20 protein-coding genes are annotated in these 23,213 nt (G+C 69.6%); 12 read left to right on the top strand and 8 right to left on the bottom strand.

The window, feature by feature from the left end; all coding sequences use genetic code 11:
- Positions 1 to 3: 3 nt before the first annotated feature.
- Both ACIRON_RS29005 and ACIRON_RS29010 read right to left on the bottom strand, forming a co-directional pair.
- A complete protein-coding gene (locus ACIRON_RS29005; RefSeq protein WP_402998323.1) occupies positions 4 to 789 on the bottom strand; it encodes a hypothetical protein in 786 nt (261 codons plus the stop codon).
- Positions 783 to 1,532: a helix-turn-helix domain-containing protein gene (locus ACIRON_RS29010; RefSeq protein WP_402998326.1), complete on the bottom strand. Its 750-nt coding sequence runs from the start codon at positions 1,530 to 1,532 to the stop codon at positions 783 to 785. The genes ACIRON_RS29005 and ACIRON_RS29010 overlap by 7 nt, the downstream gene beginning before the upstream one ends.
- Before the next feature lie 75 nt (positions 1,533 to 1,607).
- Here ACIRON_RS29010 and ACIRON_RS29015 point away from each other — a divergent pair, with 75 nt between their 5' ends.
- Positions 1,608 to 2,147, top strand: a complete 540-nt coding sequence (locus tag ACIRON_RS29015; RefSeq protein WP_402998328.1) for a TOPRIM nucleotidyl transferase/hydrolase domain-containing protein — start codon at positions 1,608 to 1,610, stop codon at positions 2,145 to 2,147.
- 10 nt (positions 2,148 to 2,157) lie between these two features.
- On the opposite strand, the gene ACIRON_RS29020 is transcribed toward ACIRON_RS29015, so the two are convergent.
- Positions 2,158 to 4,011, bottom strand: a complete 1,854-nt coding sequence (locus tag ACIRON_RS29020; RefSeq protein WP_402998331.1) for a hypothetical protein — start codon at positions 4,009 to 4,011, stop codon at positions 2,158 to 2,160.
- A 394-nt stretch (positions 4,012 to 4,405) separates the two neighbouring features.
- Between ACIRON_RS29020 and ACIRON_RS29025 the strand changes: the two genes are divergently transcribed.
- The gene (locus ACIRON_RS29025; RefSeq protein ID WP_402998333.1) at positions 4,406 to 8,386 is read left to right on the top strand and encodes a carboxypeptidase regulatory-like domain-containing protein; all 3,981 of its coding nucleotides are present in this window, start codon (positions 4,406 to 4,408) and stop codon (positions 8,384 to 8,386) included.
- Positions 8,387 to 8,525: 139 nt separating this feature from the next.
- Positions 8,526 to 9,683, top strand: a complete 1,158-nt coding sequence (locus tag ACIRON_RS29030) for a hypothetical protein (protein ID WP_402998336.1) — start codon at positions 8,526 to 8,528, stop codon at positions 9,681 to 9,683.
- 271 nt (positions 9,684 to 9,954) lie between these two features.
- On the opposite strand, the gene ACIRON_RS29035 is transcribed toward ACIRON_RS29030, so the two are convergent.
- Positions 9,955 to 10,530 carry a mismatch-specific DNA-glycosylase gene (locus ACIRON_RS29035; protein ID WP_402998338.1) on the bottom strand — a complete coding sequence of 192 codons (576 nt, stop codon included), beginning with the start codon at positions 10,528 to 10,530 and terminating at the stop codon, positions 9,955 to 9,957.
- 77 nt (positions 10,531 to 10,607) lie between these two features.
- Here ACIRON_RS29035 and ACIRON_RS29040 point away from each other — a divergent pair, with 77 nt between their 5' ends.
- The 5 genes from ACIRON_RS29040 to ACIRON_RS29060 all read left to right on the top strand — a co-directional run bounded on the left by ACIRON_RS29040 (position 10,608) and on the right by ACIRON_RS29060 (position 15,270).
- Positions 10,608 to 11,183 (top strand): hypothetical protein, encoded by a 576-nt coding sequence (locus tag ACIRON_RS29040; protein WP_402998340.1) that lies wholly within the window; start codon positions 10,608 to 10,610, stop codon positions 11,181 to 11,183.
- 10 nt (positions 11,184 to 11,193) lie between these two features.
- On the top strand, positions 11,194 to 12,420 hold the full coding sequence (locus ACIRON_RS29045) for a site-specific DNA-methyltransferase (RefSeq protein ID WP_402998343.1): 1,227 nt from the start codon (positions 11,194 to 11,196) through the stop codon (positions 12,418 to 12,420).
- Positions 12,421 to 12,452: 32 nt separating this feature from the next.
- Positions 12,453 to 13,265 (top strand): MBL fold metallo-hydrolase, encoded by an 813-nt coding sequence (locus tag ACIRON_RS29050; RefSeq protein ID WP_402998346.1) that lies wholly within the window; start codon positions 12,453 to 12,455, stop codon positions 13,263 to 13,265.
- Positions 13,266 to 13,374: 109 nt separating this feature from the next.
- Positions 13,375 to 14,025, top strand: coding sequence for an HNH endonuclease family protein (locus ACIRON_RS29055; protein ID WP_402998349.1), 651 nt, complete (start codon positions 13,375 to 13,377; stop codon positions 14,023 to 14,025).
- Positions 14,026 to 14,154: 129 nt separating this feature from the next.
- Positions 14,155 to 15,270 (top strand): aromatic acid exporter family protein, encoded by a 1,116-nt coding sequence (locus ACIRON_RS29060; RefSeq protein ID WP_402998352.1) that lies wholly within the window; start codon positions 14,155 to 14,157, stop codon positions 15,268 to 15,270.
- A gap of 98 nt (positions 15,271 to 15,368) precedes the next feature.
- Here ACIRON_RS29060 and ACIRON_RS29065 read toward each other — a convergent pair whose 3' ends face one another.
- Positions 15,369 to 16,496, bottom strand: a complete 1,128-nt coding sequence (locus tag ACIRON_RS29065) for a glutamate--cysteine ligase (protein ID WP_402998355.1) — start codon at positions 16,494 to 16,496, stop codon at positions 15,369 to 15,371.
- An 82-nt stretch (positions 16,497 to 16,578) separates the two neighbouring features.
- Here ACIRON_RS29065 and ACIRON_RS29070 point away from each other — a divergent pair, with 82 nt between their 5' ends.
- The gene (locus tag ACIRON_RS29070; RefSeq protein ID WP_402998358.1) at positions 16,579 to 17,922 is read left to right on the top strand and encodes a threonine/serine exporter ThrE family protein; all 1,344 of its coding nucleotides are present in this window, start codon (positions 16,579 to 16,581) and stop codon (positions 17,920 to 17,922) included.
- Here ACIRON_RS29070 and ACIRON_RS29075 read toward each other — a convergent pair.
- From ACIRON_RS29075 to ACIRON_RS29085, 3 genes are read right to left on the bottom strand one after another with little or no spacing between them, the layout of a single operon-like run.
- Positions 17,917 to 18,441, bottom strand: coding sequence for a DUF402 domain-containing protein (locus ACIRON_RS29075; protein WP_402998361.1), 525 nt, complete (start codon positions 18,439 to 18,441; stop codon positions 17,917 to 17,919). The two genes, ACIRON_RS29070 and ACIRON_RS29075, sit on opposite strands and share 6 nt — an antisense overlap.
- A gap of 14 nt (positions 18,442 to 18,455) precedes the next feature.
- Entirely contained in the window at positions 18,456 to 19,292 is an 837-nt protein-coding gene (locus ACIRON_RS29080; protein ID WP_402998363.1) for an SDR family NAD(P)-dependent oxidoreductase, read from the bottom strand.
- Positions 19,289 to 20,830: a flavin-containing monooxygenase gene (locus ACIRON_RS29085; protein ID WP_402998366.1), complete on the bottom strand. Its 1,542-nt coding sequence runs from the start codon at positions 20,828 to 20,830 to the stop codon at positions 19,289 to 19,291. The genes ACIRON_RS29080 and ACIRON_RS29085 overlap by 4 nt, the downstream gene beginning before the upstream one ends.
- A 49-nt stretch (positions 20,831 to 20,879) precedes the next feature.
- Between ACIRON_RS29085 and ACIRON_RS29090 the strand changes: the two genes are divergently transcribed.
- The 3 genes from ACIRON_RS29090 (at position 20,880) to ACIRON_RS29100 (ending at position 23,206) form a co-directional block, all read left to right on the top strand.
- A complete protein-coding gene (locus tag ACIRON_RS29090) occupies positions 20,880 to 21,470 on the top strand; it encodes a TetR/AcrR family transcriptional regulator (RefSeq protein WP_402998368.1) in 591 nt (196 codons plus the stop codon).
- A 144-nt stretch (positions 21,471 to 21,614) separates the two neighbouring features.
- On the top strand, positions 21,615 to 22,139 hold the full coding sequence (locus ACIRON_RS29095; protein WP_402998370.1) for a SigE family RNA polymerase sigma factor: 525 nt from the start codon (positions 21,615 to 21,617) through the stop codon (positions 22,137 to 22,139).
- A complete protein-coding gene (locus tag ACIRON_RS29100; protein WP_402998372.1) occupies positions 22,136 to 23,206 on the top strand; it encodes a nitrate- and nitrite sensing domain-containing protein in 1,071 nt (356 codons plus the stop codon). Before ACIRON_RS29095 ends, ACIRON_RS29100 begins: the two co-directional genes overlap by 4 nt.
- Positions 23,207 to 23,213: the final 7 nt, after the last annotated feature.

Genomic DNA, 23,213 nt, shown 5'->3' on the forward strand with positions numbered 1-23,213 from the left:
TCCTCAGGCCTCCGAGGCGGCGCAGTCGATGAGGAACGACATCAGCTCGGTGGCGTCGTCGGTCACGACGAGGGTGTCGAGGGCGTGGTCGAGCTCGAGGCGCCGGACGTGGGGGATGGCGATCGCGTCGAAGCCGTTCGAGATCAGGATGCCGGTCATCATCAGCAGGGCGGTGCGCTTGTTGCCGCCTGCGTAGTAGCGGGTCCGGGTGGCGGAGCAGAAGTAGATCAGCGCCTGCAGCCGCGGGTCGCCGGTCTCGGCGAGGCGATCCTGCAGCGCGGCGAAGCGGGCCCTGAGCAGCTCGCTGCCGTTGCGGCGCAGGGTGCCCTCACCGCGGAACCGTCCCGCGTCGAGCGTCTCGTGGCGGGCGACGATCCGGTTGAGGCGGTCGGACGTCGATTTGTCGACTCGGAACCTGCCGTAGCCGATCAGGTCGCGGAGCGCGCCGTAGGCCTCGCTGAGGGCCAGTACCTGCAGCTCGTCCTCAGCACTGTGGTCACCGACCGTGACGCCGGCGAGGAGGGTGCGAACCTCGGAAAGGGTGAAGTCGTTGCCCCCGAGCTTCGCGGCGTTCCAGACCAGCTCGGGCAGGCTCTCGCGGAGCCGACGCCAGGCGCGTTCGGTGTCGGTCGGGAGGACGCGGGCGGTGTCGACCTCGGTCCACCAGACGCCGGTGTCGTGCAGCTGGTCGTCGCGGTCCGCGACCGGGCGGTAGGTGTCGTCGGCGGCCGGTTTGCGGGCGGCGTACGTCTCGGGGTCGGGGGCCCAGCGGGGCTGCTTCGTCACCATGTCCGGATCTCCTCGCGGGCGCGGGCCGCGGCGTCGCCGCCGACCGAGATGGCATCGATGGCGATCTGGATCGGAGCCGCGTAGACGACCCGGTCGCGCTCGAACGTGCCGAGGAACAGGTCGGGCTCGGCGGCGGCGACGACCACGGTGGATCGGTGCGGGGCGGACGCCGCACGGAGGGCTCCGCCGGCGAGAAGTGGCCGGATCGCGTCCGGGTCCTCGCACCACAGCACGGTGATCAGCGGGACGGCTTCGTCGAACGCGGGCAGCTCGAGTCCGGCCGCGCCGGAGAGTGCCCACCGCTGCCCGGAGGAGTCTCCGGCGGAGGCGAGCCGCCCGACGGTGGCCTCGCCGGCGAACCGGACGGCTTCCGGCCGGTGCAGTACGCCCGAGGCCCGCGCGGCCTCCTCGATGATCTGGACGGGGTCGCCGTCGGTCCAGGTGTCGAGCCGTTCGGCCCACCTGTCGATGACGGTGGCCACGTCGGCCGGGTAGCGATCGTCGAGGATCGCTCGCGCCGCCGCGGCAGCCGCCGGGGTCGCCAGCGGCGCGGTGCTCATCGAGAGGCCGACGCCACAAGCGGTCGCGATGTTGTCGAGCGTGACGACCGATGGACTGACCTGGTCGTTGAGGATCCGGTGGACCGTCGAGGCGGACACCCCGGCGCGCGCGGCCACCTGGCGTGCGTTGAGCCCCGAGCGCTCGATGCACTCGGCGACGAGGCTGCCGACCTGCTGTTCCATATATGCAACCCTAAGGTGGCCGGTTGCATATATGGAACAGGCGTGCCGACGTACGTTTCTTCTAAGGTGTGCGGCATGACGCGACCGATCACGCTGCTTGTCGAGGGGGAGTCGGACAAGGCTCTGGTGGAGGCGCTGGCGCCGCGCTACGGGGTGGACCTCGAAGACCTCGGGATCGAGGTCGTCTCGATGAACGGCGCCGGCAACGCGGGTCGGTACATCCGGGAGACGACGGCCGCGGGACATCGAGTCGGCGGGCTCTACGACGAGGCCGAGGAGCACTTTGTCACCAACGCGCTCGGCCGCCAGGTCGGCGAGGACCTCTCCGGGCAGGGCTTCTTCGCCTGCCGACGCGACCTCGAGGACGAGATGATCCGGGCGATCGGAGCCGCGCGGATCGTCGAGATCCTCGAGGCCAACGGCGAGGGCGGCAAGTTCCGTACGCTCCAGAACCAGCCCGAGCACCGCGGCGAGGAGGTCGCCGACCAGCTGCACCGCTTCTTCGGCACCGCCTCCGGACGCAAGATCCGCTACGGCACGATCCTCGGCGAGGCCGTCGAGCTCGAGTCGATCCCGGACCCGCTCATCGGGCTGCTGACCTGGTGCTGGGGCTAGCCCCCGGGCCCTAGGGCTCCATGTCGTCGTGGACGACGACGCGAGAGAGCTCAATGGTGCCGTCGGGGCACTTCCAGAAGTGCAGCCGACGGGCGCTGGGCGTGTGGATCTGCATCGAGACGCGGTAGCAGACCGCGCCGTCGGGACGGGACTGTGGCGCGGAGTTGCCCCCGGCAGAGGTACGCAGCTGGTGCAGCTCGCGGCCGGTCGACTGCTCCGCGAGGCCGGTGAGCACCTCCATGACCACGTCCGCGATCTTGTCGACGGTGATGCCCTCGAGCGCGTCGACGCTGCCGAGGAACCTCTCCCCGATCGCATAGTCGGGCAGCGGGCGGGTCGGCTGCTCGCCGACCGGGATGCGGCGGGCCCAGGCGGCCTCGACCAGGTGGCGGAAGCCGCGCTCGCGGTCGGCGAAGACGGGCAGGGCGACCTCGGGTGGCGCGGTCCGCTGCTTGGCGCGCCGCAGCTGGGAGCGCATCCGGGCCAGCTCGGCGTCGCGGGTCTCGACCTGCCGTGCCGCCCGGGCCAGGTCCTTGGCGAACTGCACGCGCTCGTTGCGCAGCCCCGAGACCTGGTCGCGGAGCTCGGTCAGCTCGGCCTCGAGATGGGCCTTCTCGGCCTTGATCGCGGTGACCTGCAGCGACATCGACTGCACCGCGGCCTTCTTCGCCGGTGCGGGCTCCTTCTCCGGCATCGGCGCGGGCTCGGGTGCGGGTGCCGGAGCCGGCCGGACCGCGCGGACCGGCTCGCCCTTGCGGCGCGGCATCATCGCCGGGCTCGGGATCGCCGGCTTGACCGGAGCCGCCGGCGCTGCCGGAACCTCCGCAACCTCGAGCTCCGGAGCGACAGGCTCGACCGCTTCGACAGGCCCGACCGGCTCGACAGCCTCGGGCACGGTCTCGACGTGCTCGACGACCGCAGGCGGAGGAGCGTTCGGGTCGAGCCAGGGCGGGCCACCGGCGTACAGGGCTAGGGCCTCGCGGACGGTGTCGTGCTCACTGACCTCGCGCAGCGACAGCCGCCACTTGGGTCCGGTGGCGACGACCCGGGCGAGCACGACCTCACCGGGGGTGAGGAGCGCCTGGAGGTCGTCGTCGGGGTCGCCGGTCACATCCGAGCGGAAGAGCTCGACGGTGACGTCGGGGTGCAGGCGCAGGTCAGCGGAGCCGGCCAGGACGGAGCGGACCTCGGCGGGGACGACGTCCCCGGGGGCGTACGTCTTGAGCGCCTCTTCGGCGGTGGGGCGGCTCTCCCGGATGTCGAGCCAGCGTGACTTCTTCTCCAGTACGCCGTCGACGTGCATCCCGGGCGCCAGGACGCGCTCGATCGGGACCCCTGCCTGGGCGAGTTGGGGCGGGACCGAGGCCATGTCGCCACCGACGAGGTCGACCAGCGCGCGCTCGCTCATGATCGAGCGGACCGTGCCGGCGCGTCGCTCGCGGGTGGAGGCGGTGCGGGCGCTGTCGAAGAGGCCTGCCGCGGCGGCCATGTCGAGGGCGTCGTCGATGAGCTGTCCGGTGAGCTTGCGGCCCTCGGACTTGCTCCACGCGAAGCGCAGCGGGGCCTGCTTCAGATCGATGTTCCACCCCAGGCCGACCGGGTAGACCCGACCGGCGCCGCCGTAGACCTGCGTGCCCGGCGTCATCTTGTTGGAGAAGGCCCAGGTGTGCCCGCCCGTCGTGACCAGGTAGAGGTCGGCGAGGTCGCCGATCTCGGCGGCGATCCGCTCGACATCGGCGTAGGGATCGGTGTGCCCCGACGCGACCGTCACCACCACGGTCGGCTTCGTGCGGGAGTCGCCGTTGAGCAATGCCGCCAGGGCCTCGGCCTCGGACGTGTTCGTCACGCGCTTGATCGCAGACATGCCCCTCCTTTCACAAAAACTTACAGCGAACGGAAAGCGGACCCAGGTCAACGACCCGGCCTTTGACGGAGCATTCGGCTGATGCCGATACCGGGGGCGGCTGTCAATGACGCGCAGGTGTCATATTTGCCTCGCCCAGTCTATCTAGAGGCGTGACGCAAATACGACAATGGCAGGTATCTGCCGCGTTCCGGCGGCCCGAATGACTGCGGCTGTAACAAATTCGGAGAACGCTTTCCCCTGGCAATATTCGATCCGTCCGCATTACCCGGGAAACGCGCACGATCTGTCACGGGCTTTGCCGACGGTTTCCGCAAGGAGACCCACCTTGAGATATTCACGCCTCGGCCGATCGGCCGTAGCAGCCACAGGCATACTCGCCGCAGCGGCTGCGATGCTTGCCACCCCCGCATTCGCCGGCACCCCTACAGTCGACGACAAGGCCCCCGCGGCCAAGCTCTCATCCGTTCTCGAGTCGAAGTTCGAGAAGTCGGACTCGACCGACTTCTGGCTCCGGTTCTCCGACAAGGCCAACCTCGGGCCCGCTTCGTCCATCAAGGACTGGACCGAGCGCGGTCAGTACGTCGTCGACGCGCTGGAGAAGACGGCGAAGGCATCTCAGGCCGGCGCCGTCGCCGAGCTCGACTCCGCCAAGGTCTCCTACAAGACGTACGCCATCTCGAACGCGATCCTGGTGAAGGACGGCTCCGAGGACCTGGCGCTGAAGCTGGCCGCCGACCCGGAGATCAAGACCGTCCACGAGCGGGCCAAGCTCTCGCTCGTGGAGCCGGTCAAGGAGGAGGCGGCCACCAAGGCGCCGCAGGGCATCGAGTGGGGCATCGACTTCATCAACGCCCCTGAGGCCTGGGAGCAGGGCGCGACCGGCGCCGGGATCACCGTCTCCAGCGTCGACTCCGGGACGGACTACACCCACCCGGCCCTGGTGAACCAGTACCGCGGCAACAACGGCGACGGCACCTTCACCCACGACTACAACTGGTTCGACGCCTACGGCGACTGCACCAGCGGTCCCTGTGACCTCGACGGCCACGGCACCCACACCATGGGCACCATGGTCGGCGACGACGGCGCCGGCAACCAGATCGGTGTCGCACCCGACGCCGAGTGGATCGAGACCAACGGCTGCTGTGGCACCGACGCCGGTCTCCTCGAGTCGGGCTGGTGGCTGCTGGAGCCGACCGACCACAACGGGGAGAACCCGGACGTCTCCAAGCGCCCGCAGGTCATCAACAACTCCTGGGGCTGGAACGGCGTCGGCTACATCGACTCGTTCTTCGACGATGTGAACGCCGCTTGGAACGCAGCCGGCCAGTTCTCCTCGTGGGCCTCGGGCAACCCGGGTTCCATGTGCCAGGGGACGTCCTCGCCGGGCGCGAACACGCTCACCTACTCGGTGGGTGCGGTCGACTCCTCCGGCACCGTCGCCTCGTTCTCGGGCCGCGGTCCGGGTCAGGACGGTCTGGTCAAGCCCAACATCGCGGCGCCGGGCGTGAACGTACGCTCGTCCATCCCGGGTGGTGGGTACGCCAACTACAACGGCACCTCGATGGCGGCCCCGCACCTCGCGGGCGCGGTCGCGGCGCTCTGGAGCTACAACCCCACCCTGATCGGTAACGTCGAGGAGACCCGTCGCCTGCTCAACGAGGCGGCGACCGACGTCGACGACACCACCTGCGGTGGCACCGCCGAGAACAACAACGTGTACGGCGAGGGCTACCTCGACCTGGCGCGCCTGATCGCCCTGGCTCCGGCCGAGGGCGGCACCGTTGCCGGCACGGTCACCAGCGGCGGCGACCCGATCGAGGGCGCGACCGTCGAGCTCGACGGCTCGGCTCTCGACCGCACCCTCACCACCGACGCCGAGGGTCACTTCTCGGCCGACGTGTTCGTGGGTGACTACGACGTGACCACCTCGGCCTTCGGCTTCATCACCGAGACCGGGACCGCGTCGGTCACCGAGGACGCCACCACGACCGTCGACTTCGACCTCGCCGAGGCCCCCAAGCACACGGTCAGCGGCATCGTCACCAACGCCAGCACCAACGCCCCGATCGCGGGGGCCCAGGTGCTGCTGTCGCCGGGCAACCTGTCCGCGACCTCGGGCGCCGACGGGACCTACTCGATCGCGGGCGTCCCGGAGGGGACGTACACGATCTTCACCGAGGGGTCGGGCTGCGCCGAGGCGACGAGCTCCGAGATCGAGGTCACGGGCAACAAGACCCACAACGTGAAGGTCGTCTTCTCCTACGACGACTTCGGGTACTTCTGCTCGGAGGGTTCGAGCGGCGTACGCTCCGGCACCACCGCGCTCGGGCTCGAGGGTGACGACGCGGCCGCCTCGGTGGACCTGCCGTTCAGCTTCTCGCTCTACGGCGGCAACTACAGCAAGGCGTACGTAGCCTCCAACGGTCACGTGAACTTCCTCGCCTCCAGCACGGCCTTCAGCAACGGTGCGATCCCGTCCACGGGCGTGCCGAACGCAGCGATCTACCCGTTCTGGGACGACCTCGACGCCCGCGGCGCCGCGGACGTCTACACCGGGGCGACCACTGTCGACGGCGTGGACGCGTTCGTCATCGAGTGGCGTGACGTCTTCCCGCTGAACAGCTCCACGGACCTGCTCGACTTCTCGGTCACCCTCTTCGAGGACGGCCGCGTCGAGCTCGGCTACGGAGACCTGCCCAGCACCGATCGCGCCCGGGGCAACTCGGCCACGATCGGCATCGAGAACGCCACCGGCACCGTCGCCACGCAGTTCTCCCTCAACACCGCGTCGCTGAGCGACAACAAGTCGATCACCTTCGACCTGGCCCCGATGGGCACGGTCTCCGGTGTCGTCAAGGACTACAACACCAAGGAGGGCATCGACGGCGCCGAGGTCACCCTGACCCCGACCGCCGGTGGGACCGTCAAGACGATCGAGACCGGCGCCGACGGCTCCTACAGCGTCGACATGGTGACCGGGAAGTACGGCGTGAGCTTCACCGCGCCCGACTACGAGGCGATCAGCCGCAACCTCACCGTCGCCGAGGACACCACGCTCACCTCCAACGCCCAGCTCAAGGCCGGCCGGCTCGCCGTCACCCAGACGGCGCTGAACGCCAACCTCGCGATGGGTGGCTCGGTCTCCCGCAACCTGAAGATCACCAACACCGGGTCCGCGCCCGCCGAGGTCGATCTGGGTGCCAGCGGCGAGGAGGTCGTCATCCAGGGTGACAAGACCGCCTCGGCCGGCGTCACCAAGAGCGTCACCAAGAAGGCCACGGCGGTCAAGACCAAGGACGGCGCCGGCTCCAAGGCGTCGGGTCTGACCTCGTCGAAGGCGGGGAGCAAGCTCGGCTCGTCGGGCCAGCCCTCGGTCACGGCGCTCGCGCCCACGCCCGCGGGTGAGACGACCCTGTCCCACTCGAGCTCGCACGAGGTCGTGCAGGCCAGCTCGGTCGCGTGCCCCTCGGGGACCACGACGATCCTGCGGACCTACTCGCCGGGTGACTTCGGGATCTCCGGAGGCTTCACGCCCACCAGCGTGAGCTTCGCGGTCCAGGAGTCTGCCAACGGGAGCACGCCGGTGACGGCGACGCTCTACACGCTCCCGGCCGGTGCTGCGTTCACCTTCGCCAACCTGACCTCCATCGGGTCGGGCACCACGACGGTGACCAGCGACTTCGGGGCGACCTACACGGTGCCGATCGCGGCATCGACGGAGATCGCGCCGGACGACATCCTGGTCGTCTCCGTCGCCGGTGGCGCGGTCTACTTCGGCGGCAACCCCGCCGCCGAGACCTCGCCGACCTACCTGGCTTCCGACGCCTGCGGTACGCCGGAGCCGACGGATGCTGCGGACCTCGGGTTCCCCGACTCCAACATCATCCTCGATGTGACCGGTGAGTCCGGTGGCGCCGGCGGTGGCATCGCGTGGCTGGACGTCCAGCCGCCGTCGTTCACCTTGGCGCCGGGCAAGTCGGTCACCGCGATCGCCACGTTCGCCGCCACGGTCGACCAGCCGGGCACCTACACGGCGAACGTGACCATCGGGAACAACACCCCCTACACCGTGGCGCCGGTCCCGGCGACCATGATCGTGAAGGCGCCCGCGGGCTGGGGCAAGATCACGGGCACGGTGACGGGCTCGGGCTCGCCGGTCGAGGGTGCTGTGGTGGCTCTCGACGGGGTGTCGTACGACGTGACGCTGCGGACGGATGCTGACGGCACCTACGGGTACTGGATGCAGAAGTCCAACGCGCCGCTCCAGGTGGTCGTCGCGGCCGACGGGTTCGTCCCGGCGACCAAGAAGGCGCAGATCGTGGCTGGTCAGACGACTGTCTACGACTTCGACCTGAAGCCGCTCGACTAGCTCGACAGCGAGGCCCCGGGCACCAGCCGGTGTCCGGGGCCTTCGCTTGTTCGTTCGGAACCGCTCTGGCGCGGCTCGAATGTCGGTGCTGCGGTGTACGATCGCGGCGCTTGCGAGAACAACCCCCTAACCAGCCCCTATGCCTCATTCCTCCATGCCGGCCGTCGCCGAGATCCTGCGCCTGCGGGCTCCGTTGAGCCTGCAGGTTCTGCGCGCCGCTTTGAAGGGCAAACGGGTGCTGCTGACCGAGGAGGAGCTGCTCGCCGTGCTGAAGTCGGGCGGCTTCGTCGAGGGGCCGCCGGGGCAGTGGAGCCTGGCTCCTGCCTCGACCGCGGCGCCCGCGCCGGCTCGGTTCAACCAGGCCTCGCTGGCTTCGCGTGCGGGGGTCGAGGGTGACGTACTCCTGAAGGTGCTGGAGGCGCTGGTCACCGACCACCCCGAGGTCAACTGGGGTGCGCTGCGGGACCGGCTCGAGTCGGGCGCCGACGTGGCTGTCTCCGACCGCACGCTCGGGCTGCTCGAAGAGGGCGTACGCCGCTTCGAGGTCGCCCGGCTCAAGGCGGAGAAGCAGCAGGCCGAGGAGCGTGCGCGGGAGGCGGAGCGGCGCCGGGAGCTGCAGCAGCTGGCCGAGAGCGAGGTCGCGATGCTGCGCGCCGAGCTCGACGACGAGCGGCGACGCGCCCACGACGCGGCCCTCGAGCGGGACCGGCTGAGGCAGGAGGCCGAGAAGCTGGTGGCGCTGAAGGAGCAGGAGGCCGCCGCCTGGGTCGCCACCGCCGCGGGCGGCTGGATGCTCGACCTCGGCGCGCCGGAGACCTTCGGCGAGGAGAAGCTCCGCCAGGCGCTCGGCCAGCTCGAGTCGGCGCTGGTCGTCCTCAACGTGAGCATCGGGTCGCGGGAGCTCGAGGCGGTCGTGGTGCACCCAGGTGGGGTCGCGGTCATCGAGCAGCACGACATCCCCTCGACCGCCGGCATGGTCGAGGTGCCCGCCTCGGGTGCGGCCTCCGTCGACGGCCGCCCGCTGGAGGTCGCCGATCCGCGGAGCGATGTGCTCGCCGCCGTACGCCTCCTGCAGAAGACCGCCTCCCTCGACCTCGCCTACCTGCCCGTGCTCGCCTTCCAGGGGCCTGCCGAGGCCGAGGGTGAGGACGTGCTCGTCTGCCTCACCGCCGAGGTCGACCTCGCCGTCGACGACATGCTCCACTCCCAGTCGTCGCGGGTCTCGGCCGACGCCGCGGTCGCGCTGCTCGCCAAGCTCGGTGTCCCAGAGCTTCCCGAGCCACCTTCTGGTTTCTGACTCCCTGCCGAGTCGTCAGTGAGGTCGGCCGAGTTGTCAGTTAGGTCGGCCGAGTCGTCAATTAGGTCGGTCGAGTCGTCAGTTGGGCCGGCCGAGTCGTCACATGTGTGTGCACTCGATCGACGTACGTGACGCCCCGGGCGACGTGGGTGACGCCTCGGCAGGTCAGATCAGTAGTTCTGGCGGTCGAATCTGCAGTTGTGGGCGACGAATCTCTACTTTCGTCGCCCACATCTGCAGATTCGGCTCCCGTTTCTACCGACTCGGCGGGTCAGATCAGGCCGGCGGCGCGGGCGGCGTCGGCGTAGGCGGCGGCCAGGGTGGGGACGGTCTCGTGGGCGTTGAGGCCGGACGGGTTCGGTACGACCCAGAGCTCGGCGCCGGCCAGCGGCTCGGGCTGGCGGCCCTGCTTGGCCTTGGGACGGTTGAACGCGGTCCGGTAGGCGGTGATCCCGGCGATCGCGACGACGGCCGGTTTCCTCCGTGCGACCAGGGAGAACAGCTCGGCGCCGCCTTCCTTGAGCTCGGCGTTGTCGAGCTCGGACGCCTTCGCGGTCGCGCGCCGGACGATGTTGGTGAAGCCGATGCCCCGAGCCCGGAAGTAGTCGCGGTCTTCCGGTGTCATCCCGGCGGAGGCGTCGATCGGTCGGGTCGTGATCCCGGCGCGGAAGATCGCCGGATAGAACCGGTTGAGCGGGTGCGCGAAGTGGGTCTGGGTCGCTGCGGTCCACAGGCCGGGGTTGATGCCGACGAAGAGGAGACGCAGGGGCTGGTCGTCTGCGGGAAGGAGGTCGGGGACCGAGGCACCGTAGTAGGTCTGGAGCTCGGCCTGGGTGAAGCGGGCCACGGCGCGATCCTTCCATCTGGATAACGAGCGGGCCTGCGGGGGTGCAACAGCGGGGTGCCGTGGGGAGTATGTGGAATATGTACCCCACGCGTCTTCTCCCACTCGCACTCGCTGCGACGGCGCTCCTGGTCACCGCTTGCGGCACCTCTGACGAGGCGAGCGACCCGGGCACGAGCCCGTCGCCCTCGGCCTCTTCGTCGTCTTCCTCGGCGCCGGCCTCGCCGTCCCCATCCGGGACCCCGAAGCCCAAGCCCAAGCCTCAGCCCGAGCCGTCCCGCCCGCCGAGCTCGGAGAAGCCCGTACGCGGCCTGGTCTCCGCCGGCGGCGCGGCCGAGGGCGACCTGGAGAAGACCGCGACGCCGCTTCCGGACGAGGCCGCGATCAGGGCGTACGCAGCCACCCTCGGCACCTCGCTCCAGACCCCCTTCACCACGAAGGCGACCACCTTGCTCGCGCACGTCCCGGCGGGCCAGCGGCTCTATGCCCAGACGGTCTACGACGGCTGCGAGGCCCCGGACCCGGCGACCATCACCGCCACCACGTCCGGCGCCGACGTGGTCCTCCAGGTCACCCCGCCGAAGAGCACCAAGATCCAGTGCCTGGTGGCCGAGCGATCGGTCGCGTTGCTCTCGACCGACATCCCCGTCGGCTAACGTTCCCCGCGTGCGGGAGCCGTGGAACACCTTTGTCGAGGGCGACAACCTCGATGTGCTCCAGGCGCTCGCGAAGGCGGGGGAGAAGTTCGACCTGATCTACATCGACCCGCCCTACAACACCGGGAGCCTCTTCGCCTACCACGACGACCGTCGCGGGGAGGACGGCAAACGGGCCGGCCGCCATGAGGCCTGGGCCGCGATGATGAGGCCCCGCCTGGAGGCGGCGCGCACCGTGATGTCCGAGCGTGCGGCGATCTACGTCTCCATCGACGACAACGAGGCCGCCCACCTGAAGGTCCTGATGGACGAGGTCTTCGAGGAGCGCAACCAGCTCGCGCAGATCGTGGTCAACCTCAACCCCAAGGGCCGCCAGCTCGGCAACGGGTTCGCCACCTCCCACGAGTATCTGCTGGTCTACGCCAAGGACGCCCGGGCCTGCGCGCTGGAGTCGAGCATCCCCGAGGCCGTCAACGAGCAGGACTTCCCGCTCGTCACCGACGACGGGCGTCATTACCGGCGGCTGCCGCTGCGCAACACCAACAAGAAGTTCAACCCGGCGACCGCCCGGACGCTCCACTTCCCGGTGTGGGGAGACCCGGACTCCGGACGCGTCGCGGTGGAGCCGTTCGACGGCGGCCAGGAGATCTGGCCGGTCTTCGGCGACGGCCGCCCGGCGGTCTGGCGATGGAGCGCCCCGCTGATCGCGGCCCGTCCCGACGACCTGATGTGCCGTCGCGTACGCGGGAAGCTGGGGGAGCGGGTCGACGTCTACCAGCGCGACTGGCTCGCCCGCGACGCCTCCGGCGAGGCCCGCCGCAAGAAGCTCACCACGATCTGGCTGGCCGAGGAGATCGGCTCGACCGACTCCGCCGTCGCCGAGCTGAAGTCCCTGGTGGGGCCGCTGTTCGAGTCGCCGAAGCCGACCGGTCTGATCCGGCGGATCCTGGCCACGATGCCGGCCGACGCGCGGGTCCTCGACTTCTTCGCCGGCTCCGGCACCACCGGCCACGCGGTCGCGCTCGCCAACGTGGAGGACGGGGCGCGGCGTACGTGCTGGTCGGTCCAGATCGCCGAGACGACCCGGCCGGGGTCGAATGCGGCCAAGGCCGAGATGGCGTACGTCTCCGATGTCACCCGCGCCCGGCTGCGGGCCGTGGTCGCGGCTCACGGGAACGGCGGCGTGGAGGGGTTGGTCGAGCGCGACCTGGGTGAGCTTCTCGAGAAACCGGCGTGACGCGGGGCGCGTAGGAGGGCAGGATCGCGGCCATGGCTCTCAGCGTCCCCCGCCTCCGGATCGGCTCGACCGAGATCATCGCCCTCGCCGACGGCGAGGGCGCGTTCTTCTCCCCGCGCGCGGATGCCTTTCCTGAGGCCACGGCCGCGCAGTGGGCCGAGGTCGACCGCTACGACCCAGGCGCGGTCGATGCCGAGGGCCGCTGGCGTCTCCAGTTCCGTGCCTACGCGATCCGCGGCGACAAGGGCCTCACCGTCGTGGACGCCGGGATCGGTCCGGCGGACGGCCCGGCCGCCTCGTGGGCACCCGTGCCCGGTGTGCTTCCTCGGTCGCTCGAGGCCGCGGGCATCGACCCGGCCGAGGTCGACACGGTGGTGCTCACACATCTGCACACCGACCACGTCGGATGGGCGGTCGTGACCGAGGCCAACGGCCGCCGTCCCTACTTCCCGAACGCCGAATACCTGCTCCAGCGGGCCGAGCACGACGCTCTCGACGCGCTCAACCCCCAGCTTCGCGAGACCCTCACCGACCCGCTCGCAGCGGCTGGTCGGCTCCGGCTCCTCGACGGCGACACACCCCTGCGCGCCGGGCGTACGGTCGCCACGCCCGGTCATACGCCCGGGCATCAGAGCGTGCTGGTCGCCGAGGGGCGCGAGCTGGTGCTCGTCACCGGCGACCTTCTGGTGCACGCGCTCCAACTGCTCCACCCCGAGCTCGCCTACTCACACGAGATCGACCCTGAGGCGGCCAGGCACTCGCGAGAGCGCATGCTCAGCCGCGAAGCCGCCACCACGCTGCACCTGGCAACGCCGCATCTGACGGAGCCGTTCATCTCGGCGTGATCGCGCCGCCGGGTGAACTTCTCGAAAAATCTGGTAACCGTGTTACATGGGCCGCGTAAAACGCGGCATCGTGAGGGCGCGACAGAACACCTCACCTCGGGAGACCCCCATGAAACTCCGTGGCCTGTTCATCCTCGCCTGCGGCGCCCTCGTGCCGCTCACGATTCCGACGGCAGCCAATGCTGCGTCCTACTCCGGAACCCTCACCTCGGCGATCTCGTCCCTGACGGTCGCCTCCGAGAACCGCACCGGCTACAGCCGTGACCTCTTCCAGCACTGGATCGACGCCGACGGCGACGGCTGCAACACGCGCAACGAGGTGCTGATCGCGGAGGCCGAGGAGGCCCCCACGGTCGGCTCCAGCTGCTCGCTGTCGGGCGGCCGCTGGTACTCCTACTACGACGGCGTCTCCTGGACCGCCACCAGCGACATCGACATCGACCACATGGTCCCGCTCGCCGAGGCCTGGGACTCCGGGGCCCGCACCTGGACCTCGACCGAGCGCCGCGACTACGCCAACGACCTCGGCTACTACGGCTCCCTGGTCGGCGTCACCGACAACGAGAACCAGGAGAAGTCCGACGCCGACCCGGCCGAGTGGATGCCCGACCTGCAGAAGTGCCGCTACCTGAAGGAGTACGTCTCGGTGAAGATCCGCTGGCGCCTCGCCGTCGACAGCACCGAGAAGTCCGCGCTGCAGAGCCTCACCTCCGCCAACGGCTGCGGCAGCCAGACCGTCTCGGTGACCCTCGCCCGCTGACCCGCCCCGCCGAGACGTCACCCGCGTCGGTCGAGTGGGCGCCCCCATGCCCACTCGGCCGACGCGGCTGACTTCTCGGCCGGCGGGAGTGACGCCTCGGCGGGGGTTGGGGCCGATAGGATCTCGGGCATGGCGTTCTCTGCTCCGCGACTGACTCGCGAGCAGGTCGATTCCGACGTACGTCGCCGGCTGGCGCGCCTGAAGTCGAAGCGCTGGCACGTGCTGCAGGCCGCCGGGGCAGCCGGGGCGGCCTGGTTCATCGCGGCGTCCCTGTTCGGCCACGTGCAACCCGTCTTCGCGCCGATCGCCGCGGTGGTCAGCCTCGGCACCTCCTACGGCCAGCGGCTGCGGCGAGTGACCGAGGTGACCATCGGCGTGGCGCTCGGGGTCTTCCTGGGCGACATCGTGGTGCAGGTCATCGGCGAAGGCGCCTGGCAGATGACCCTTGTGGTCGCGATGGCCATGGCCGTCGGGATCTTCATCTCCTCGGGGCAGGTCTTCCGCAACCAGGCCGCGGTGCAGTCGATCTTCGTGATGGGGCTGCTGCCGACGCCCGGCGCGGCGTTCACGCGCTGGACCGACGCGCTGATCGGCGGTGCGGTCGCGCTGGTGGCCGCCTCGATCGTGCCTGCCGCGCCGCTGCGTCGGCCCGGCGAGCAGGCGGCCGTGGTCGCCAAGAAGATCGCCTCACTGTTGCGCGCCGCCGGCCAGGTGATGCTGGACGCGGACGCGGTGTACGGGCTCAAGGTGCTCGCCGACGCGCGCGCCACCGACCCGCTCATCCGCGAGTTGCAGGACGCCTCCGACGAGGGCATGTCGGTGCTGGCCGTCTCGCCGTTCCGGTTCCGACATCGCAGCCACGTCCACCGGATGGCCGAGCTCGTCGAGCCGCTCGACCGCGCGCTGCGCAGCACCCGGGTGCTGGTGCGGCGGACGGCGGTCTCCGCCTACCGCGGCGACGTGGTGCCGGAGAGCTACTACCAGCTCGCCTTCGGGCTCGCCGACGCCGTCGACGTCGTCGAGGCCGAGCTCGCCGCCGGCCTAGGCCCGGACGGACTGAGCCAGGAGGCCAGGTCGGTGCTGCTGGCGGTCGGCGAGCACTCCTCCGAGGTGGAACGTACGGAATCGCTCAACGCCGAGGTCATCCTCGTCCAGATCAGGTCGATCATCGTCGACCTGCTCGGGGTCACCGGGATGGGACAGTTCGAGGCGACCGACGCCCTGCCGCCGCTGCCGTCGCGCTGAATGTTCACCGAGGTAACTCGGTGAACGCGGACTCCCCTCGGGGAACTCCACGAGGGCAGCGACGGCCGACCGAGTTACCTCGGTGAACATTCGCCACGCTAGAGCGACCCGCGCAGGTCGCGTACGACCGAGTCGACGACCGCGACCAGATCGCCCTCGGTGGAGGCAGCGATGGCGCGTTGTCGCTGGTAGGAGGCACCCTTGTGGATGATGTCGTGCACCCCGGCGAGCTCCTTCTCACAGCCCAGCTGGGCGGCCACCGGCTCCAGGCGCACCAGCAGATCGGCGAGGTCGTCGGTGACCAGTCGCTCCTCGGAGGCGTCGTTGAGGATCACGATCGCGTCCAGGCCGTAGCGGGCGGCGCGCCACTTGTTCTCCTGGACGTGCCACGGCGGCATCGTCGCGATCGGTTCGCCGGCCGCCACCCGGGAGTCCAGATCGACACAGAGGCAGTGGGCCAGGGCGGCGATCGCGGCCAGCTCCTGGACCGTGGAGACCCCGTCGCAGATCCGGTTCTCGATGGTGCCGATCCGGGGCGAGGGCCGGATGTCCCACCGGATCTCGGAGATGTCCTCGATCACGCCGGTGACCGTCTGGTCCGAGACGTACGCCTCGAACTCCTGCCACGTCGCGAACTGGAACGGCAGCCCGGCGGTCGGCAGCTGCTGGAACATCAGCGCTCGGTTGGAGGCGTAGCCGGTGTCCACCCCCGCCCAGATCGGTGAGGAGGCCGACAGCGCCTGGAAGTGGGGGTAGTAGGTCAGCAGCCCGTTGAGGACCGGGAGCAGCCGGTCCCGCTCCGGCATCCCGACGTGTACGTGCACGCCCCAGATCAGCATCTGTCGGCCCCACCACTGGGTGCGGTTGATCAGCTCCTCGTAGCGATGCCCCGCGGACAGCTCCTGAGTGGTCCAGGACGCGAACGGGTGGGTCCCGGCGCCGAAGAGATCCACGCCGAGGTCGTCGCCGGCACGGACCACGCCGACGGTCGTCTCGCGGATCTGGTCCATGGCCTCCTCGACCGTCTCGCAGATGCCGGTCACGATCTCGACGGTGTTGCGCAGCAGCTCCCTGTGGATCCGCCCGGGATGGGGGACCCGGGGCTTGGCCCGGGCGAAGAGATGGTCCGCGACATTGACCAGGTCCCGGGTCTCGCGGTCGACGAGCGCAAGCTCCCACTCGACGCCGAGCGTCGGCCGGGGGGAGGGGTGGAAGTCGATCCGCATGTATCGAGCGTTCCTTGCACGGGGCCGTTTGTCGAGCATCCCCCATGCCTGTCGTTCACCTGCTTGATGGCACCCTGTGACGGTGGACGCGCGTGAGGTGAACCTGACTCTGGACTTCTGCCTCCGCGTCGGTGAGCTGCTGATCTCGACCGGCGCCGGGGCCGCTGACGTGACCGCGACGATGAGGTCGCTCGCCCAACATCTGGGCCTTCGCGAGGCCGAGGTCGACGTCACCTACACCAGCCTCTCGATGAGCTATCAGGCCGATCCCGAGGCGATCCCGATCCACACCACGCGGCAGGTCAAGAACCGCACGATCGACTACGACCACCTGACCGCCGTCGACCACCTGGTCCGCCAGGTCGTACGCGACGAGGTGGACCTCCAGGGAGCCCGGATCGCGCTTGGCCGCATCATCTCCGGAGGCCACCGGCGGCCGCGCTGGGCCGCGACCCTCGGCATGGCGGTGATGGCCGCCGCGTTCACCGTCTACGTCGGTGGTGAGCCCGCCGTCGTCGTCCTCGCCTTCATCTCCGGCGCCGCGATCGACCAGCTGCAGCATTTCCTCCACCGCCGCTGGCGGCTGCCGCTCTTCTACCTGCAGGTCGCCGGCGCGGGCCTGGCCACCCTGCTCGCCGTCCTCGCCGCGGCGCTGCCACCGGACCTGGACGTATCCACCTCGATCACGGCCAACATCACCGTGATGCTGGCCGGGATCAGCTTCATGGGTGCCCTCCAGGACGCCCTGACCGGGTTCCATGTCACCGCCAGCGCCCGGATCATGGAGGCGCTGGTCTCCACGGCGGGGATCATCGCCGGGGTCACCGGCGGCCTGGTCTTCGCGGGTGCGGTCGGCGTGCCGATCCACGGCACGGCGGCGAGCAACGTCAGCTCGCTGCAGTCGATCACCCTTGCCACCGTCGGCGGGGCGATCGGTGCCGCGGCCTTCGCCTACGCTGCGTACGCGCCCAAGCGGACGATGGTCCCGATCGCGGTCATCGCCGGCATCGCCGTGGTGCTGTCGATCGTCGTGCCCGGCGACGTCGGACGTACGTGGCGGGTGGCCGTGGCCGCCCTCTTCATCGGTCTGGTCGCCTACTCGGTCGCCACCCGGCTGAAGGTGCCGCCGCTGGTCATCGTGGTCTCGTCGGTGGTGCCGTTCCTGCCCGGCTACTCGATCTACCGCGGTCTCACCATGCTCGCCCAGGAGACGCCGGCGACCACCTCGGTCGGCCTGGTCGCCCTCTTCACCGCGGCCTCGGTCGCGCTCGCCCTAGCCTCCGGCGTCTACCTGGGCGAGTTCATCGCCCAGCCGCTCAGTCGCCGGTCGTGGCGGATCGAGACGCGCCTGTCCGGGCCGCGCCTGGTCGGTCCGCTGCGGAAGGACCGGGCCACCCCGGTGCCTGCCACCGAGACCGACTCATAGGCCGCCCAGCACCTCGAACCAGCGCTCGGGGGTCGTGTCGTACGGCGCCTGGCTCTCCTTGACCGCGAGGAAGACGCGCTCGGCGGAGCCCTCGGTCATGGAGATGATCTCGGGCGGGTAGCCGTACTCGAGCTGGTGGTGCTCGAACTCGTCCTCGTCGTCGATGTAGACCGAGCCGTCGAACTTCTTCACCACGTCGAGGTCCAGGTCGATGCAGGTGACCGTCGAGTCCTGCCACACCGGCGGGGTGCACATGTCGACATATATCTGCGAGCTCACCCGGTCGTTGGGCCGGTTGAACGCCGGGAAGTGGGCCGCGTCGTGGTGGGGGACCAGGCTGACCGACTCCCAGTCGGCGACCCAGCCGTGACCGGGGCGGGCGAACTCGGTGCCGATCGGGTGGCCGATCCACTCGCCGTGCTCGTCCTCGCCGAGGTAGAGGCCCGTGAAGGACCAATGAGGCCGGCCACCCCACTTCGTGAACTCGACACGAACAGGGTGACCGGCCTCGAAGCGCATGGCGCCAGTCTGCCTCAGCCCTGCTTCTTCGGCATCACGTACTTGGCCCCCAGGGCGATGAGGTCCTGGTAGCGCGAGCCGGTGAACTTGCCGAAGTTGTGGATCACGTGGGCGTCGAGGCCGACCAGCACGCGGGCCTGCTTCTTCTCGATGCCCTTGACGATGATCTCGGCGGCGCGCGCCGGCTCCATCTTGGCGAGCTTCTCGTCGAAGAACTTCGCGGTCGCGGCCTGGTCGTCCTTGGCCGAGACGCGGGCGCTACGGGCGACCGCGGTCTTGATGCCGCCGGGGTGGACCGAGGTGACGCCGACCTTGTGGCCGTCGATCAGCATCTCCTCGCGCAGCGCCTCGGTGAAGCCGCGCACGGCGTACTTCGCGGCGTTGTAGAAGGCCTGGTCGGGCATCGAGACCAGCCCGAAGAGCGAGGAGATGTTCACGATGTGCCCGTCGCCGGACTCGATCAGAGCCGGGAGGAAGAACTTCGTGCCGTGCACGACGCCCCACCAGTCGATGCCCATGATCCAGTCGATGTCCTCCCAGTCGAGGTCGTTGACCCGACCCGACAGCGCGACGCCGGCGTTGTTGACCACCAGGTTGACCTGACCGAAGTGGGCGATGACGCCCTCGGCGTACGTCTTGAACGCCTCGCGGTCGGCGACGTCGAGAAGGTCCGACTTGATCTCGCGGGCGCCGGCCTGCTTGGCGAGCTCGACGGTCTCGTTCAGACCGGCCTCGTTGACGTCGGAGAGCGCCAGCCGGGCGCTGCGACCGGCGAGGTTGACCGCGAGGGCGCGGCCGATCCCGGAGCCGGCTCCGGTGAGTACGACTACCTTGTCGTCGAAGGACTTCATGCGGGGACACTCTCCTCGGTCTTGTCAGTCTTGTCGGTGGCGCCGGCCGTGGTGGCGGCGGTGACGGCGTACTTGTCGACGTCGAACTTGCTGGTCAGGTGGCGGAACAGGAAGGTGAAGCTCGGCCACAGGGTGGTGTTGCGACCGTGCTCGTCGAGATACCACGACGCGCAGCCGCCCTCGGACCAGACGGTCTTGTCCATCTTGCGCTGCAGGTCGTCGTTCCAGGCGGAGGTGGCGTCCTCGGTGGGTTCGACGGTGGCGTACGAGTTCGTACGCATGGTGCGGATCGCGTCGCGGATGTAGGCCACCTGCGACTCGATCATGTAGACCATCGAGGAGTGGCCCAGGCCGGTGTTGGGGCCGACCACGAAGAAGAGGTTGGGGAACTCCGGGACCGTGGTGCCCTTGTAGGCGCTCATCCCGGTCTCCACGAACCGCTCGGCCATGGTGCGGCCCTTGCTGCCGGTGATGGCATGGGCGATCGGCAGGTCGGTGGTGTAGAAGCCGGTCGCCACGACGAGGACGTCGATCTCGCGGCTGGTGCCGTCCTTGGCGACGATCGCGTTCTCGCTCACCCGGGCGATGCCGTCGGTGATCAGGTCGACGTTGTCGGCGGCCAGCGCCGGGTAGTAGGCGTTGGAGATCAGCGTGCGCTTGCAGCCGAGCGTGTAGTCGGGGGTGACCTTGCGGCGCAGCTCGGGGTCCTTGATGCCGCGGCGGATGTTGTTCTGCGCCATCAGCTGGTGGGCCAGGGTGAGCTTGGGCTCCACGGCGAGGCCGAGGACGCGGACCTCGAGGCCCCAGTAGACCGCCGCGCGGGCGAGCCGCTGGACGCCGGGTACGTGGCGGAAGGCGGCCTTCTCGAGCTTGGTGTAGCGGTGCTCGTTGCGGGGGAGGACCCAGGGCGCGGTGCGCTGGTAGACGTCGAGGCGAGCGGCCTTCTTCTGGATCTCCGGGACGATCTGGATCGAGCTGGCACCGGTGCCGATCACCGCGACGCGCTTGCCGGTGAGGTCGACGTCGTGGTTCCACTGCGCGGAGTGGAAGATCTCGCCCTGGAAGCCCTCGATGCCCTCGATGTCCGGGAGCTTGGGCTCGGAGAGGGCGCCGGGGCCGGCGATGACGGTGGTCGCCGCGTACGTCTTCTTGCCGTTCTTTCCCTCGGTCTCGACGAGCCAGCGCTGCCGGCTCTCGTCCCAGGTCGCGGCGGTCATCGCGGTGTCGAAGACGAAGCGGTCCAAGGTGCCGGACTTCTCGGCGACCTTGTTGATGTACGCCTCGATCTCCGGCTGCGGCGAGAAGCTCATCGACCAGTCGGGGTTGAGCGCGAAGGAGTAGCTGTAGAGCTGGCTGGGGACGTCGCAGGCGGCGCCGGGGTAGGTGTTGTCGCGCCAGGTGCCGCCGACGCCAGAGCCCTTCTCGATGACGACGAAGTCGCGCTCGCCGTCCTCCTCGAGCTTGATCGCCGCGCACAGGCCTCCGAAGCCGGCACCGACGATCAGGTGGTCGACAGGGGTGAGGTCAGCAGTGGTCATACTTCGAGTATGTCTTGCTTATTGAACGGGTGTCAATAGAATCGTCAGCATGAGCCGACGGACGAGACTGACGCCCGAGCAGCGCCGTGAGCAGCTGCTCGACCTGGGCATTCGCCTCTTCGCGCACCACTCCCTCGATGAGATCTCCATCGATCTGGTGGCGCGTGAGGCCGGCATCTCGCGCGGGCTGCTCTACCACTACTTCGGCGACAAGATGGCCTTCCGTGAGGCGGTCGTGCGCCGAGCCGCCGACGCCCTCGTCGCCCAGACCGCCCCGCCCTCGACGGGGGAGCCCGTGGAGCGCCTGCTGGCCTCGATGACCGCCTATGTGGACTTCGTCGACGCCAACTACGAGGGGTACGTCTCGATGGTCCGCGGCGCGGCCAGCGACCCGGTCCTGCGCGAGATCTACGACGAGGCCTTCGGTGCGCTGGGCGCGCGGATCTTCGAGGCCGCTCCCTCCTTCGTGCCCGACTCCCCGGCCGCGCGCCTGTTGGTGCGCGGGTGGCAGGCGATGTCCGAGGAACTGGTGCTCTCGTGGAAGGCCGATCCTGCGGGGTTCTCACGCGAGGATCTGCTGGGGGTGCTGGCAGGGTCGTTGCCGGTATTGCTGCAGATGCTGCCGTCTGGCGAGCTGTAACACGTCGTTCGTAGATCTATCCGGTCGTTCCGATAGGGCGAACAGTCCTACGAACGACGTGTTACAGGGGCGGCGAGGCCCAACCGATCCGGTTCCGGCTACGTCAATAGGGCGTCGGGGGTCGGAATCGGAGGAGGAGAGACGTTGAGCAGGGACGAGGAGTTCACCGCCTACGTCAGGGAGAGACGCGCGCACCTGTACCGCGCGGCCTACCTGCTGTGCGGCGACGAGCATCGCGCCGAAGACATCGTGCAGCTGACGCTGTCGAAGGTGTACGCGGCGTGGCGACGGGTGCAGAAGGCCGACAGCGTCGATGCCTACGTACGCCGCGTGCTGGTCAACAGCCACCTGGACGAGGGCCGCCGCCCGTGGCGGCGCGAGCGCGCCGGTGAGATCTCGGACCGACCGGCGCCGGTCGGTCTCGGCACCGAGGACCTCGACGAGCTCTGGACCGCGCTGCGGTCCCTTCCCGCAGGTCAGCGCCGGGTTGTCGTGCTCCGGCACTACTGGGGCCTGTCGGTCGAGGAGACTGCCGCCGACCTCGGCATCAGCAGCGGGACGGTCAAGAGCCAGACCTCGGCCGCCCTGGCCGGCCTGCGCCGCGCCCTCCGTCCTGGCCTCGCTGCCCCCGACGTTGCCCCCGATGCTGCCCGAGGAGGCCGGCGATGAACACCTTCGACGACGACACGCTGCTGCGCGAGCGCCTCTACCGCATCGGCGCCACCGCTCCGGTCCCACCCTCGGACCCTTCCGAGGACGTACGCCGCGGCCGCCGCCGTGTGCGCCGGGCCCGAATGCTCGCCACCGCCGGGACCGTGCTGGCGGTCGGGATCATCGGCATCGCCGGGGTCGCGCTGCGGCCTCTCGTTGCGGATCGGGCCACCGACCCGGCCGTTTCCCCGACCTCCACATCTTCCTCGTCGGTGCGCCGGGCGGAGTCGGTCGCGCAGGCGCTGCCCAGCACGTTCGGCCTGGCGATCAACCTGATCTTCGAGCGCGACGCCGCCCTCGCGGACGTCCCTGACGTGGTGATGAAGCCGATCCAGGAGAAGACCGACGAGGCCGTCGTGACCTGGACCGAGAAGGTGGAGCAGATCGACGGCGGGGACCAGGAGCTTGCTGATCTCGCCTCTGAGATCCAGCAGTCGTTGGCCGCCTTACCGGAGACGCGATCCAAGGTCCGTACGAAGGAGACCCTTATGCAGGGAGCGCTGGCCTACTCGGCGCTCTCCGACGACCTCCTCGCGATCTCGACGCTCGTGCCGTATGTCGGTGACGCCGAGATCGACGACGAGATCGAGGCGCTCGGCCACCTGGGCCCGGCCTTCCGGTCGCTCGGCGCGCAGCGGTACATCATGATGACGGCACTCTCCAAGCGTGAGGCCATGCAGTATTCGGGCGCTGCGGGCGCGGATGCTCTCAGCAAGCAGGAGTTCGCCGAGCTTGCTCGGGCCGAGGCTGAGTGGCGCCTGTCGCTCTCGGCGCTCTACTCGTCGAGCTCGGAACCTCAGCGTGACTCCCTCGACCAGATCACCAAGAACACTGCCAGCAACGGGGCCGTCGGGGTTCCCGCGCAACGGGCGGTCAACCAGGTCCTGGCCAACGGCGACCTGGACCGGGTCACGATGACGCCGGACCAGCATACGCAGTCCTGCACCGAGCTGTTCCGCGGGCTGCAGGAGCTGTCCAACGCCGCGGCGGACGAGCTCATCGCCGACCTCGCCGAGGTCGACTGACCCCGGC

The sequence above is a fragment of the Nocardioides sp. NPDC101246 genome, assembly GCF_044767415.1.
Taxonomy (GTDB): domain Bacteria; phylum Actinomycetota; class Actinomycetes; order Propionibacteriales; family Nocardioidaceae; genus Nocardioides.

Bases quoted from the DNA above. Each gene is read 5' to 3' on its own strand.
- ACIRON_RS29005 (WP_402998323.1), bottom strand. From the start codon at position 789: ATGGTGACGAAGCAGCCCCGCTGGGCCCCCGACCCCGAGACGTACGCC.
- ACIRON_RS29010 (WP_402998326.1), bottom strand. From the start codon at position 1,532: ATGGAACAGCAGGTCGGCAGCCTCGTCGCCGAGTGCATCGAGCGCTCG.
- ACIRON_RS29015 (WP_402998328.1), top strand. From the start codon at position 1,608: ATGACGCGACCGATCACGCTGCTTGTCGAGGGGGAGTCGGACAAGGCT.
- ACIRON_RS29020 (WP_402998331.1), bottom strand. From the start codon at position 4,011: ATGTCTGCGATCAAGCGCGTGACGAACACGTCCGAGGCCGAGGCCCTG.
- ACIRON_RS29025 (WP_402998333.1), top strand. From the start codon at position 4,406: ATGCTTGCCACCCCCGCATTCGCCGGCACCCCTACAGTCGACGACAAG.
- ACIRON_RS29030 (WP_402998336.1), top strand. From the start codon at position 8,526: ATGCCTCATTCCTCCATGCCGGCCGTCGCCGAGATCCTGCGCCTGCGG.
- ACIRON_RS29040 (WP_402998340.1), top strand. From the start codon at position 10,608: ATGTACCCCACGCGTCTTCTCCCACTCGCACTCGCTGCGACGGCGCTC.
- ACIRON_RS29050 (WP_402998346.1), top strand. From the start codon at position 12,453: ATGGCTCTCAGCGTCCCCCGCCTCCGGATCGGCTCGACCGAGATCATC.
- ACIRON_RS29055 (WP_402998349.1), top strand. From the start codon at position 13,375: ATGAAACTCCGTGGCCTGTTCATCCTCGCCTGCGGCGCCCTCGTGCCG.
- ACIRON_RS29060 (WP_402998352.1), top strand. From the start codon at position 14,155: ATGGCGTTCTCTGCTCCGCGACTGACTCGCGAGCAGGTCGATTCCGAC.
- ACIRON_RS29065 (WP_402998355.1), bottom strand. From the start codon at position 16,496: ATGCGGATCGACTTCCACCCCTCCCCCCGGCCGACGCTCGGCGTCGAG.
- ACIRON_RS29075 (WP_402998361.1), bottom strand. From the start codon at position 18,441: ATGCGCTTCGAGGCCGGTCACCCTGTTCGTGTCGAGTTCACGAAGTGG.
- ACIRON_RS29080 (WP_402998363.1), bottom strand. From the start codon at position 19,292: ATGAAGTCCTTCGACGACAAGGTAGTCGTACTCACCGGAGCCGGCTCC.
- ACIRON_RS29085 (WP_402998366.1), bottom strand. From the start codon at position 20,830: ATGACCACTGCTGACCTCACCCCTGTCGACCACCTGATCGTCGGTGCC.
- ACIRON_RS29090 (WP_402998368.1), top strand. From the start codon at position 20,880: ATGAGCCGACGGACGAGACTGACGCCCGAGCAGCGCCGTGAGCAGCTG.
- ACIRON_RS29100 (WP_402998372.1), top strand. From the start codon at position 22,136: ATGAACACCTTCGACGACGACACGCTGCTGCGCGAGCGCCTCTACCGC.